The organism is Pseudoalteromonas sp. TB64 (assembly GCF_000498095.1).
GTDB lineage: Bacteria > Pseudomonadota > Gammaproteobacteria > Enterobacterales > Alteromonadaceae > Pseudoalteromonas.
Genome location: NZ_AUTQ01000143.1, coordinates 1 through 13,920, shown reverse-complemented (window position 1 = coordinate 13,920; position 13,920 = coordinate 1). Strand labels below are relative to the sequence as shown.

The following is a 13,920-nucleotide window of genomic DNA, read 5'->3' as shown; positions in this document are numbered from 1 at the left end:
CCACCGCAGTGTCTGTGCCGTGTATGTTTTCATTGCAAACACAAGATAACTTTGATCGATTAGCAGCCGACAACCAACAAAACCTGATGGACTTAGCACAACAAGCAGGCAGCGATGTACTGTGGGTTGATAATAACAGCGGCTGCAAGAACGTATGCACTCGTGTTGTTAACATTGATATCCCAACCACCCCATCAGCGCTTTGCGATGGAAAATATTGTTTTGATGAAGCGCTTATTGCTCCACTTAGACGCAAACTCGCTAATTTAAGCCAAGCTAACACCGTTATCGTCCTACATATGATGGGGTCACACGGACCAACCTACTTTAAACGCTACCCAGATAAATTTAAGCAATTTACGCCCACGTGCGACAGAAGCGACATTCAAAACTGCTCACTCGATGAATTAGTTAATACCTACGACAACACAATTGCGTACAGCGACTTTGTTAACGCCCAAGTAATTGAGCAATTAAAAACGCTGCCAAACAACATAGATAAGCAGTTTTTATATATCTCGGATCATGGTGAATCACTTGGCGAAGGCGGTGCTTACTTGCATGGCTTTCCGTATAGCTTTGCACCTAGCACACAAACGCATGTACCCCTTTATATATGGGCTGATGAGCATAACCAGCGCATTACCAATACCTGTTTAGCTAATTTAGATACCAGTGCAGCACGCTCACACAATAATATTTTTCACACCCTTTTAAATTTAATTGGCATTAAAAGCAAAACGTATCAAGCATCGCTTGATTTACTTGCTAGCTGCCAAACAACACCAAGCGAAATAAAACGATGAGTAATAAAACCGTTATAAAGCGCCAAGGCTTAATGCGTCTTATTTTTACCTTAAGCCATTCTTTTAACGGCTTAAAATGGATGAGTCGATTTGAAGCGGCGTTTCAACAAGAGCTAGCACTGTTTTCATTACTTGGTGTGTTTGTGTGGCTACAAGAAATTGCACTGAGCGATAAATTACTGCTTATCGCCAGCCTGCTTTTTGTATTGTTTGCTGAACTTGTAAATACGGCAATTGAGGTTGTAGTTGATAGGATTGGCAGCGAATACCATGAGCTTTCGGGTCTCGCTAAAGATATTGCCTCTGCCAGTGTGTTTATAGCCATGTTAATTACCGCACTTATTTGGTGGGCTGTGTTATGGGCATAAAGCTAAATTTTATACCTAAAATAACGAGGTTAATATTTAAAGTAATACCTAAGGTACAAAATGCACTTGGCCCTGTATGGATTTTTGTTGTATTTGCTGTTTTAGCACTTGGCTTTTTAACACTTGCTCGCTTTGGGTTAAGTGTATGGCAAGGCGAACGTGTATTTGGATCGCATGCGTGGTTATCTATATTTATAGGTGGTTTAAGAGTTGATATAGCCACTCTAAGCTACATTATTATGCCCGCATTGCTACTTACTTTACTGATGCAAAGCATAGGATGGCAAAATAAAGTACGCAGCCTAATTAAAATTTACTTACTGACGATATCTGCTTTACTCGTTTTTTTTGAAGTGATTACGCCTACGTTTATAAACGAGTATGACTTGCGCCCTAACCGCTTATTTATAGAGTATTTAATTTACCCTAAAGAAGTCTCAAAAATGATTTTTTCAGGCTACAAGTTGGAGGTACTTATTGCTGTTATAGCGCTTGTTTTAAGCTGTAAATTTGCGAGCAAAGTCTTTAGTCATCAATGGCAAAACAAGTCATCATTAACAAAGCTAAATCAATCAATTTTAGCGCTCATTTTAGTGAGCTTAACTATTTTAGGTGCACGTAATTCATTAGGGCACAGACCGCTTAACCCAGCCATGGTCTCCTTCTCTACTGATCACTTACTTAACGATTTAACCCTTAACTCGGTTTATAGCGTCGCGTTTGCAGTAAAGCAACTCTCTAACGAGCAATCAAGCCAAGACTATTACGGCAAAATGCCCACCGATGAATTACTTAGTATTGTGCGCAGTAATATGCAAAATACGCAGGCTGCATTTAATGATGTAACCGCCCCAACAAAAACGTTTCATGCAGCAAGCAATATAGGTAAACCAAAAAACCTAGTCATTATTTTACAAGAAAGTTTAGGCGCACGTTATGTAGGAACACTTGGCGGTTTACCCCTTACACCTAATATCGACGCCCTTTATAAACAAGGCTGGGGATTTGATAATCTATACGCAACAGGTACACGCTCTGTTCGTGGTATTGAGGCGGTAATTACAGGATTTACACCAACACCTTCGCGTGCGGTTGTTAAGCTTGATAAATCACAACGTGATTTTTTTACCATTGCTGACTTTTTAGCGAAGCAAAATTACAACACGCAGTTTATTTATGGTGGTGAAAGTCATTTTGACAACATGCGAAGCTTCTTTTTAGGCAATGGCTTTAAAGATATTGTTGATACTAATAACTTTAATAAAATAGATTTTAATGGCTCGTGGGGCGCATCAGACGAAGACCTATACGACCAAGCTGATATAGAACTTACTAAGCTTAAAAAACAAAATAAACCATTTTTAAGTCTTATATTTTCAAGCTCTAATCATAGCCCGTATGACTTTCCTGACGACAAAATAACGCTGTACGATAAACAAAAACAAACCCGTAATAATGCAGCAAAGTATGCAGATTACGCGCTAGGCGCATTTATCAAAAAAGCTAAAAAATCGAGCTACTGGGATGATACCGTATTTATAGTTATTGCCGATCACGACTCCCGCGTATCTGGGGCGAGTTTAGTACCGGTTGATCACTTTAGAATTCCGGCCGTTATTTTTGGTAAAAACATTACCCATAAACGCGATAGCCAACTAGCTAGCCAGCTCGATATTCCTGTTACTTTACTATCTTTAATTGGCGCAAGTGGCAAGCACCCAATGATAGGTCATGATTTATCAAAGCCAATTAGCAACAACAAACAACGCGCAATGATGCAATACGATAAAAACTTTGCCTATATGCACGATAATAAAGTGGTCGTGTTACAACCGCAAAAACCAGCAACAACATATACTTATAGTAATAACCAACTTGTGCCGTGTAAAAACGATGAGCAACTGATAAAAAAAGCCCTAGCCCATGCCAATCTAGGTAATTTAGCCTACACAAATGGCTGGTACCATTAGTTATTATTCTTGCAGTGACTTGATAATAAAGCCTTGTTAAAGTAACAAGGCTATTTTTATAAACCGAGTAAACATGAAAATCCTCGTTATTGAAGACTCCGAAGCACTAAGGCGCAGCTTACAAGTTGGTTTTAGCAACCTTGGTTTTACCGTAGATGAAACTGGTGATGGCTCAGAAGGTTTAAGCATGGCACTTAGTGGAAGCTATGACTTACTCGTACTTGATTTAATGCTACCCAGTGTAGATGGCATGAGTATTTTACAAGCTCTTCGCAGCAGTAATAGCCAAAGTCGCGTGCTTATTTTGTCAGCAAGAAGTGAGCCTCAAGATAAAATTAGCGGCCTTATGAAAGGCGCTGATGATTATTTAACTAAGCCATTTTCGTTTGAAGAGCTCCATGCTCGCGTCCTTGCATTACTTCGTCGTGGTTCACTGCAAAACCAACAAAATACACTGACCGTAGGTGATTGCGTATTGGATCTCTCGCTTAAAACACTTCACTATAAACAACATACCATTGAGCTCACTCGTAATGAATATAAAATAATAGAATGCTTATTTAATGCTCCCGAACGAGTGTTAGGGCTGGAACTTATAAGTGAAGCGATAGTTGGTCAGTTCGATATGCTCTCTAAAAATGCGCTTGAAGCACATATTTCAACCATACGTAAAAAAGTAAGACAAGTTGATGGCGAGCTCCCAATAAAAAATAAACGTGGATTTGGCTATGTCGCAACAACAAAATAAAAATCACTCAATTAAACGTAAACTCGTTAATAATATTAGTGCTGTGCTTTCGGTAATTTTATTCACCATATTTTTAACTGTTGATTTAAGTGTTGATACTTGGGTGGAGGATCAGTTCAATCAGTCTTTAACGAATAAAGCTAACTACTTAAAAACCTTAGTTGAGGATGACAACAACGTAGTTGAATTTGATTTTGCTGGCGAGTTTATGTCTGAATATGAAAAAGCAGATGCAAGTGAATTTTACCAACTTTGGCATGGCAGTGATGTGTTTGAGCGCTCTGACTCATTAGAGCTTTATAAAGATGCTAACCTGCCCTTTTTAGAAATGCCGATAAACGAATCTAAAATTATAGATTACGAACTCCCCAACGGGCGTGACGGTCGCGCACTAATAAGTCACTTTGTAGCCCAAAAAGACGATAGAAACCCAACTCATTCGGCTGTTTTTAATACCATGACTCTTGCTATTGCAGCGCCTACCTCAGAGCTTAATAAAGTACTTATTATTATTGATGTGGTATTTATTTTAACCTGCGTGTTTGGTGTATTTGGTGTGCGTTATTTAGTTACCCGAATTGTAAATAAAGGTTTGTACCCACTGCACAATTTAAACGACCAAATAAAGTTACTCGATATCACCGGTGTTGCACAAACAATAGAAAGCGACTTTAAAGTAGAAGAAATAGAACCTATACGTAACGAGCTCAATAAGTTCATTACAGTTAACCAACAACTTTATAGTAATGAAAAACGGCTAACGAGCGACATTGCACATGAGCTAAAAACCCCCATAGCTGAATTAATAAGTCTCTCTGAGGTAGCTCTTCGCTATCCTGACGACAAACGCATTAGTGATACTTACACAAGCGATATACTCAGTATTTCTCAACGTATGAAAACCATAGTAAATAACTTATTGCTACTGCAGCGCTCATCAAATAGCGCAATAGAATTAAATACACAAAATATAATTCTAAATAACTTAGTAAATCAAAGTATTAATGAATTAGCCTTTAAACACCCAAAAATTAAAGAACGCTTAAATAACCTTATTACAAATAAAGTAGTAATTATTGCTGACGAATTTAGCTTAAATACTATTTTATGTAATCTCATCGATAACGCGCTCTTTTATGGATTAACAAACGAGCCAATACAACTAAGCGCACTTAATGATAATCAAAATACAATTATTTCATTAAGTAATAAAGTCACAGCACCACTAAATGATGAGCAATTAAAAGCTATTTTTGATCCCCTCTATCAACTAGATTCATCGCGAACGAATAATCAGCGCCATGGTTTAGGGCTTTCTATTGTGCAAAGTTTATGTAATTTAAATGGCTTTAAAATAGAGGCTAAAAACACTAATAAAAATACCCTAACACTAAATTTAACGATACCTTTAAATTTAGACTAAGATTTATCTAACTTAACCACTGATTTTAAGGACAAACTATGAATATTCTGCCACGCATAAGTCATTTTTTTATTATGAGTCTGCTTATAGCATTTAGCTTTAACAGCTATGCTGATCCGGCTTTGTACAAAATAGAAAAAAACGGCGTTAACTCTTACTTATTTGGCACCGTACATGTAGGCGATGCAAGCATGAAAGGCTTGCCAAAAAATGTAACCGATGCCATTGATGATAGCGAGCAGGTCATTGTGGAAGTTGATATTAGCAAACTTACACCAATAGAAATGCAACAACGTTCTATGCCGTTTATGATGCTTACTAATGGTAAAACACTGCAAACTGAACTTTCAAAACAAAATTACAACAAGCTTAAAGATTACTTTGCTAAAAAGTCGATTGATATTGCCATGTTTAATAGTTTAAAACCGTGGGCTGTAATGATCACAATGATGCAAATTGAGTTTCAAAATGCTGGTTACTCAGATAAAACAGGAATTGATAAGCAAGTACTTGCTTACGCTAAAACCAAGGACATAAAAGTTGGTGAATTAGAAACATTGGAACAGCAGTTACAAATGTTTGATGGTATGGATTTACTTAATAACGAAATGATTGAAGAAACATTTGAACAGCTTGCAGACATAGAAACATATTTTATTAAGTTGGTAAATGCATGGAAAAATGGCGATATGAAAACACTAACTGACTATTATAATAAAAGCTTTGACGATAGTAACTATGGTGAAATTAGTGAGCAAGTAATGCTAATAAACCGCAACAATAATTGGATTAAGCAATTAACTCCACGCTTAGCGAACGAGCAACTATTTATTGCAGTAGGCGCCCTACATTTACCTGAGCAGTATGGTTTACTTAAGCAATTACAAGACAAAGGCTTTACTGTTACTCGCCTTTAAAGTTGAAGAATAGGTTGAGCGAGCTTTCTCTCAACCTTTTTCTCCGTTTTAATTGAAATCTTCCATTTTTAAGTAACTTTCTATTCCTTTAATTTTGTCTGCCGCATGATGATTTACGTAGATCACAGTACTCGTATTAGCAGCACAAACTTTTTCTATCAGTAGCAATACTCGCTGTCTGTTTGCTTCATCTAAGCCCAAACAAGGTTCATCCAAAATAAGTAACGTTGGGTGCTTTACCATAGCGCGTACAATTAAAAGTAAACGCTGATCGCCATACGAAAGCTGAGTGAATGAGGTATTTTGTTTGTCACTTAAACCAATAAATGCCAGCCACTGTTGAGCAATATTAATTTGTGCGTCGCTCGGTTTTTGATATAAACCTATGCTGTCGTAAAATCCTGAAATAACAGTATTTAAAGCCGATATACTTACGCGGTAATCCATATGTAGCGCATTTGATATAAAACCAATATGTTGCTTTATATCCCAAATACTCTCTCCGGTACCACGTCTAAAACCAAACACTTCAATTTCGTTGTTGTAGCACTGTGGGTTATCACCGGTTATTAAATTTAATAAACAAGTTTTGCCTGAACCGTTAGTACCACTAAGTTGCCAATGCTGATGTTTTTTTATAGTCCAGTTCAAGTTTTTGAATATGGAAACATCACTATAACTAACCTTGGTATTGCTCAATTTAACTAAAATATCACCTGTAAATACACTTTGAGTTTGCTCGATATCAGGAGATGGTACATCCAATGAAGTATGTTCTAAGTGTAGTAGTTTTAGTAAATCACTTAATTGCTCACTACTTGGCTTTGCCAAAGTATTTAACAAACAACCTTGGTTAACATAACCATAATGAGTAATGAATGAAGGAATTTCGTCTAGACGATTTAATACAAAAACAAAAGTAACTGTTTGGCTAAGCTCTGTGAGTATTTTATTAAGCTGCTCGCAAGACTGCACATCAAGTCCGTTAAATGGCTCATCAAGCACAACTAAGTCTGCATTTGAGCTCAGTGCTTTAATTAGTAAAAGCTTGCGTGTTTCACCAGTTGATAGATCTCTAAAGTGCCGAGTTAGTAATTCATTAAACTTAAATAGTTTAATAAGCTGCTCTCGTAAACCGGCGTTGTAGTTTTGGTCTGTAAAAATAAGCTCCTCTACTGCGCTAAGCTTTTCTCCTTCAAGCTCTTTATTTAACAACTGTTTTTGCGCATCAGATGAAACAAGTTGTAAGTTTTTAAACGTGCTTGCCATTCGGCCACTTTCATACTTGGCTTCACCTACTAATGCAGCTGTTAATGCTGACTTACCCGCACCGTTAGCGCCTAATAGCAGCCAATGTTCGCCCTGATTAACTTGCCAGCTTAAATTATGAATACTATATCGGCTTTTACCTTGCCCTTGTAGATAGCCATTAAATTGCTGAAATTGAATTGATTGCACAATCGACTGCACACTAAGATCCTAAGCAAATATTAAAATTATAAATTAACGTATTTTGAAAGCGCTTAGCAAGTGAGTTTTCATCACTTAAACATTAAAGCTTAAGAGTCAGCTACTTCTCGATTAAACACACGAGTTAGCACATCAATAATTGCTTGTTTATCTATAGGTTTAAAAATATGATCTTGTGCCCCACACTCGTTTGCATATGCAATATCATTCTCAGAGGTATTAGCAGTAACAACCACAATAGGTATAGCATCATCAAAAATGTGTATTGCTTTACTTGCTTCAAAACCATCCATAACAGGCATGTTTAAATCCATAAAGATGACGTCATATTGCTTTTTAGTCACCATTTCGCAAGCAACCTTACCATTTTCAGCGCACTCATAACTAAAGCCTAGCGATGCTAGAACACGTGTTAAAACAAGCATATTAAGAGGATTATCTTCAACAACTAAGCAATGTAGTGTTGATGGAAGTAATGCATTTTTTGAAACTTCAAGTTGCTTAGTCACTATTGGAATTTGAAGGGTTACTAAAGCACCTTTTGACTTATTGCTTTCAAATTGTATATCGCCATTAAAAGCTTTAACAATATATTGAACGCGAGCAAGACCTGTTCTGAGCCCTTGAAAATGATTATTTTGATTTAAAGAGTCAAAGCCTGAAGTACGAACAGGATTTGAAAAACCTATTCCGGTATCTTCTACTGTAATTATTAATTGATCGTTACGCAGTTTTGCCGTTACATTAACCTCTCCTTGTTCTGTAAACTTTAAAGCGTTACCAAGTAACTCTGTAAGGACTTGCTGTAAACGTTGGTGATCAATTTTTACAGTGCAATTAAGAGTTGAGTCAAGAGCGGTTACTAATTTGATGCGCTTTTGTGTATAGCCATACTCATAGGCAATTAATACTTTTTCTAATGATTTTAATAAGTTATCGTTTTTAGATTTTAAAGCCCAATGCCCTAAACTTAAAGCTTGTAAATCTTGTAGTTCATCAAGCATTGCGACTAATCTTAGAGCGCAGTACATTGCTTGATTTTTAATATTTTGCTGATTTTTTGAAATATTTAGCTCTTCAATAGAAACTACAAGACCTTGCAGCGGCGTTCTAAATTCGTGACTTGCTCTGGCAATAAAATGCTCTTTGTTTTTACTAACTTGTTTCGATAATTCTTTTTGCTTGTGGTACTTTTTTAGTGTGTGATGTATCTTCTGATCCATTGGTATAAATACAAATCTGAGCTCAACTAACAGTAATATCATAGCTATGAGCCAAAATAACAACTCAAAATTAGAGACCCAATTGACTTTTTCTACCGCTTGCTTTTCAAATAAGCTAACGGCGAGATCTAACCGTTTTAATAGCTCTTCGACATATTCAACTGAGAAAATTTGCGTATTAACTTCCCCCTCCTGATACAGCAAATTATTGGCTTCTTTAATAAATAATTTAATCTGGGAATCTAGACTATTAGGCTCCGATTCATATAAATTAATTAATTCTGGAGTTAAATATACATAATCGCCGCTTTCGTTTTTTGAGAGCAAGCTTTTATGCGCACTTTCAAATAGATTGATTGACGCTTTTAAAGAATGGACATGCTTAGGGAGTTTATTAGGTGATGAAAGTATGGCGCCACTATGCCATGCTATTTTTTGCGAAAGCATACGCTGTTTACCAGCGATATTTATAATTTTTGCGTCAAAACGTTGTTCTGAAAAGAAATACTGCATAAGTGAAGCAGATAAACTGATAAGTAATGCAATGCTGATTAATGCCCATCTATAGCGAGTACGAATATTTTCTACAACTTTAAACATATTTAGACCTGTTTTTTTGTTTTAAGTGTAGCTCATATTTTAAAAACTAATACGTGACTTATAATGATTATATTCATAAAAAACCCAGTATATAAATACTGGGTTTCATATTAATCCACTGACTTTAATTTAACGATTTTCTAATCGGTTATAATCAAACATACCATATTCAACCCCTCGATATTTTTTAGCTGTGTTATGTAAAATATCACTGTATTGCCAAAATTGTGGGTGTGTACGGCGAATACCAAACTTAGTTTTTAATGCGCGGTAATCAGCTTCTATTTGCATCATTGGTAACTGCTCAGAAAAAGCAGCAACTTGCTGGTCATTGTTTAAATACCAAATAGCTGCTGGGTAATCACCAATAAATCCAGGTACGATAGTCGCAGTATCTTCTTCATAGGCACGCTGTCCATCTTCGTTTAATAAACTAGATATATTGTAGTGCGCATTATGATGAATAATAGTGTAAGCCTTATGGCTATCATCACCTTGCTTAACTAACACAAAAGATAATTGTGGTAATAAGTTAACAGCTTTTGCTGGCATTGTATTAATCACACTTAAATCTTTAGGTACTTTAGTGTAATCGTATTTTTCACTTAATACTGGTGCTAAAGCCTCTTTCATTAACTCATAAAGTTCGTGTTGAGGATCGTCTGTTTTATACTCAATACCACTTGGTTGACTAAAATCTCGATTATTTTTAAAGAATTTAGAAAGGCTTGGAGGCGACTTTCTATACCAACTTTTATTAATTTGATTACGCTTTTGCTCAGGTAGTAATGCTAAGAAATTTTGCTCTCCCTCTAAGCGTAAAAAATCCATGTATAAACGCGTTACAAGTTGATGTCCTACATTCCCGTATACATCAAAGCCCGCTACTAACAAATAATGAATACGCTCAAACAATGCATAATCTAGTACCCACATTGTTTTTGGTTCTTGACCAATAAAGCCCTTCACAACTGTTGCACTGTCGTAATGACGGAAGATTGTTAACGCTGCATTTTTATTATTACCATCGCCTTGCCAAAGTAAATCAGTAGTAAGATGCTCACCGTTTTTAAACATTTTATTGGCTAGATCAACTTTAGCTTGTAAGTACTTTTCTTCGCGAACTGAATATTTAACCCAGCTCGAAATTGGTAGCGCATTACTCTCCTCTGCAGCAGGAAGCTCTAAAGCCTCTTCGTGTTGCATTAGCATCTCTCTTACAGCAGGAGTCGCCACTTTTTTAGGGTCAGCAAAAGCGACCCAAAAATGATCATTTATAACGTTCAAAGCTATTTGCCCACGACAAACAGGTCCTTTAATAAAGCCCATTATAATTAGCTCAGCTTCATCAAGCATGAACTGATATTTTGAATTAATAGGAATTACTTCAAATGTTTTAAAGGGATTAGATGCTGATTTAGGATCATAGCTAGGCATTTGCTTAACAGTATAATCTGGTGCAATGAACTGCTCATATAAACGTAATAACTTAGCTTCATTAAGCTCAAGTGGTAAATGCGTTTTAGAGAGTATTGTTGTGCGTTCTTGCATAAAACGGTAATAAACACGACTAACTTTAGGATCATCATAAGGACGACGTGTATTTATAAGCTGTATTTCCTCACCTGGAGGTGTACTTGAGCGTACTAATTTAAAAAAGCTTTGAGGGTTATCTGGCGTAAAATATACGTGCGCTAAAAACCAATGTTCATAAATATAGCGAGCTGATAGTTGATACTTTAAATCATCTTGATTTAAAAAAGCTTCCCAACCCTTTATTTTATTCTGCTCAAACTTACTTGGTGGCTTAATATGCGACATTTTGCCGCCTGTTTTTAGCCATTTTTGTAAATGATTAAACTCCTCACGAGATACACCAGGCAAACCATAAGGCATACCAGCATGAGGCTGATCATTAGCCAACCTGTCAAACTCCCCCATAGTGGCACATGTTTGCGAACGACCTAATGAGAAGTCAAACTCATCATCTAATACTTCATTTTCTGGTAACTCATGACTTTGCTTTAGCACTAAACTATTAAATAAAACACTACCCGCTAAATTAGCTTCTTCGGTTTGTACACGTTCATTAAGTACTGGCGTAAAGTTTTTCTCTCGCCATTGTTGAGTGTTAGTTGCATCAAATAATAAACGACTTGGGGTTGTCGCTAGTAAACGAGTTCCATCATAAACCAACTCTTTACTTAATCCTCTATCAATACCTTCAGGAGATGAAAGCTTAAGCTGACAAGGAGCATCATAACAACCATGACAAACCACACAGCGAGTATCGAGTACTGGCTTTACGTTTTGTAAAAAATAAGCACCAGCAAGTGTAGAGTGTGGAACAATACGTTCTTGCGTTTGCTCAGGACCAAACAAATCGTCGTAATGAGCATTACCTAAGTATGCACAACCACTAAGAATAATTAATACAAACGTACTTATTATTATTTTTTTCATTCGTCCTCATCACCTAAATCAAATGTGGGCATCATATCCATTTGTGGTGAAACGAATGTTTTTTGAGCTTCAGTATTTAAAACAATACTTAAAAGAGGACCATGCGTTAATGTTATTTGCGCATCATGTTCTTGCTCTAATATATTTAAATATAAAGAGTTACTAATAAGTAACTCATAACCGCTTACAGTAATAGCTATACTGCTATCTTCACTTGGATTTTGACAAATTTGGGCTAGCAACTCATCATTTAGAGAAATGGAAATTTCAAAATCAGGTTGCTCTAAATCTCTCTCACTTAATGTTTCATCAAGGAGAAATAAAGGGAGGGTTAAATTGCTATCTTGTTCAAATTCCATTGCGATCTCTGCACTTGCTGACGATTTAATTAACAAGCATTATAACAAACTAGCGAGTAAATTAACGCTAAAGCTAATGCAAATAAATCAAGAATAAGGCTTACTTCACTTTATACTTAATAAATATATGAAGAATTTAAACGTCATCCATTACGGATTGGATCACCGAAAATACAGCGCCTTGATAATCGCAAATAATGCTAAAACGACCAACATCAGGGATATCACTATCAGATACGCATATTTCACCACGAGACTAATTACCTGATTTATTGTTATATCGCAGTTTTTCACTGATAAATAAATTATCCAATGATCGCAGGTATCTTCAGGCTAATCACTTGTCATTTCAAGCATGCTACAAATTGTTCGTCCTCTATCAAGAATAAAGTGCATTTAGCTTATCTAAGATTACAACCTTTTACTCATTTTCTTGCCATAGCGCAACAGTCGTACCTACAGTTTTTTTAGTATAAGTATACAACCAGCATTCATTACATTATGAGGATCCGAAATAATTTAAGCATCTAGCTTTTTCGCTTTTACAACACAATCATCGACTGCAATATAAGCCAAACAATGACTTCATATCTCTGGAGTAACTTACTCTTTAGGTATTTTATATAAGCCGCTATATCACCATCTTGTTTTTGTAGCATGGTGTAATATATCTTCTCCAATAGATTAATCCGCATACCGCTAATCAAACAATTATGTATAAAACGCCTTACCTTCTTTCCAATTATGTGTACAAAATTCTGACCAACAGAAAATACTATTTGTATGATTTTCAGTTTCACTCATTGTTAAGTCTTTATTATTCTATTTTTATCTAAACGAGCTCTGTAAATTTTTATAAACTATATAACTGAACAGATCATAAATTGAGATTAGAACAATAAAAATCAGAATCGATAAAATGAAGGCACAATTTTAAAGTTAAAAAGCCCGAATAATTAGATTTTGGCTCCCTACAATGTAAACCTTGGTAATGTCATAGTAACTACTGAGGTTGAGGGTCACGTAGCTAATAGCATACTTGCATATTATGCATGCTCATTTATCAGGTTTCAGTATTGAGTTCGAATGCATTTAATAAAAATATTTGATACAAAGGTTAAATGGCGTAAGTTGCACGTTACCCCCTCACATTTCACTTTTCTTCAGGCGTAAAAAAGCCCGAATCGTTAGATTCGGGCTTTTTACAATGTAAAGTCGGTGCGCGCAGTAGAATGCTTTAGTGCCCAAAGCGATGGAGAGTTACAATATAAATATAGCACTATCATTCTCTCAAGCTGCTTATTATCGCGCTATTGCTGAGACTGGTGAGCTAAGTGGGCTTCTTGAAAGTGGGTCATGAGCTGTAATCGAATGAAATAAGGGATATTAATAGTGTGTATGGCACGAGTTGTGCATTATTCATCCACATCCCACTTTCCTGCAGACGTAAAAAAGCCCGAATCGTGAGATTCGGGCTTTCTACAATTTGAAGCCTGGTAATGTCCTACTTTCACATAGCAAATGCTACACTATCATCGGCGCTGTTTCGTTTCACTACTGAGTTCGGCATGGA

General features: G+C 36.2%; 10 protein-coding genes. 6 read left to right on the top strand and 4 right to left on the bottom strand.

Annotated features, from left to right (window positions below):
• The 6 genes from L647_RS0111495 to L647_RS0111470 all read left to right on the top strand — a co-directional run.
• Nucleotides 1-806 (top strand): sulfatase-like hydrolase/transferase (locus L647_RS0111495; protein WP_024611232.1); only part of this gene is annotated, 806 nt, incomplete at its 5' end.
• The gene (locus L647_RS0111490; protein WP_024611231.1) at nucleotides 803-1,174 is read left to right on the top strand and encodes a diacylglycerol kinase; all 372 of its coding nucleotides are present in this window, start codon (nucleotides 803-805) and stop codon (nucleotides 1,172-1,174) included. The genes L647_RS0111495 and L647_RS0111490, both read left to right, overlap by 4 nt.
• Nucleotides 1,165-3,144, top strand: coding sequence for an LTA synthase family protein (locus tag L647_RS0111485; protein ID WP_024611230.1), 1,980 nt, complete (start codon nucleotides 1,165-1,167; stop codon nucleotides 3,142-3,144). Before L647_RS0111490 ends, L647_RS0111485 begins: the two co-directional genes overlap by 10 nt.
• Nucleotides 3,145-3,217: 73 nt before the next feature.
• Complete coding sequence (locus L647_RS0111480) at nucleotides 3,218-3,892, top strand: response regulator transcription factor (RefSeq protein ID WP_024611229.1); 675 nt, start codon at nucleotides 3,218-3,220, stop codon at nucleotides 3,890-3,892.
• Nucleotides 3,873-5,315 (top strand): HAMP domain-containing sensor histidine kinase, encoded by a 1,443-nt coding sequence (locus tag L647_RS0111475; RefSeq protein ID WP_024611228.1) that lies wholly within the window; start codon nucleotides 3,873-3,875, stop codon nucleotides 5,313-5,315. The genes L647_RS0111480 and L647_RS0111475 overlap by 20 nt, the downstream gene beginning before the upstream one ends.
• A gap of 38 nt (nucleotides 5,316-5,353) precedes the next feature.
• Nucleotides 5,354-6,232 (top strand): TraB/GumN family protein, encoded by an 879-nt coding sequence (locus L647_RS0111470; protein ID WP_024611227.1) that lies wholly within the window; start codon nucleotides 5,354-5,356, stop codon nucleotides 6,230-6,232.
• Between the two features lie 48 nt (nucleotides 6,233-6,280).
• Here L647_RS0111470 and L647_RS0111465 read toward each other — a convergent pair whose 3' ends face one another.
• The 4 genes from L647_RS0111465 to L647_RS0111450 form a co-directional block, all read right to left on the bottom strand.
• Nucleotides 6,281-7,690, bottom strand: coding sequence for an ATP-binding cassette domain-containing protein (locus tag L647_RS0111465; RefSeq protein WP_024611226.1), 1,410 nt, complete (start codon nucleotides 7,688-7,690; stop codon nucleotides 6,281-6,283).
• Between the two features lie 101 nt (nucleotides 7,691-7,791).
• Nucleotides 7,792-9,525 carry a response regulator gene (locus L647_RS0111460; protein ID WP_024611225.1) on the bottom strand — a complete coding sequence of 578 codons (1,734 nt, stop codon included), beginning with the start codon at nucleotides 9,523-9,525 and terminating at the stop codon, nucleotides 7,792-7,794.
• 129 nt (nucleotides 9,526-9,654) lie between these two features.
• On the bottom strand, nucleotides 9,655-11,988 hold the full coding sequence (locus tag L647_RS0111455; RefSeq protein ID WP_024611224.1) for a fatty acid cis/trans isomerase: 2,334 nt from the start codon (nucleotides 11,986-11,988) through the stop codon (nucleotides 9,655-9,657).
• Nucleotides 11,985-12,347, bottom strand: a complete 363-nt coding sequence (locus tag L647_RS0111450; RefSeq protein ID WP_024611223.1) for a hypothetical protein — start codon at nucleotides 12,345-12,347, stop codon at nucleotides 11,985-11,987. The genes L647_RS0111455 and L647_RS0111450 overlap by 4 nt, the downstream gene beginning before the upstream one ends.
• Between the last annotated feature and the right edge of the window lie 1,573 nt (nucleotides 12,348-13,920).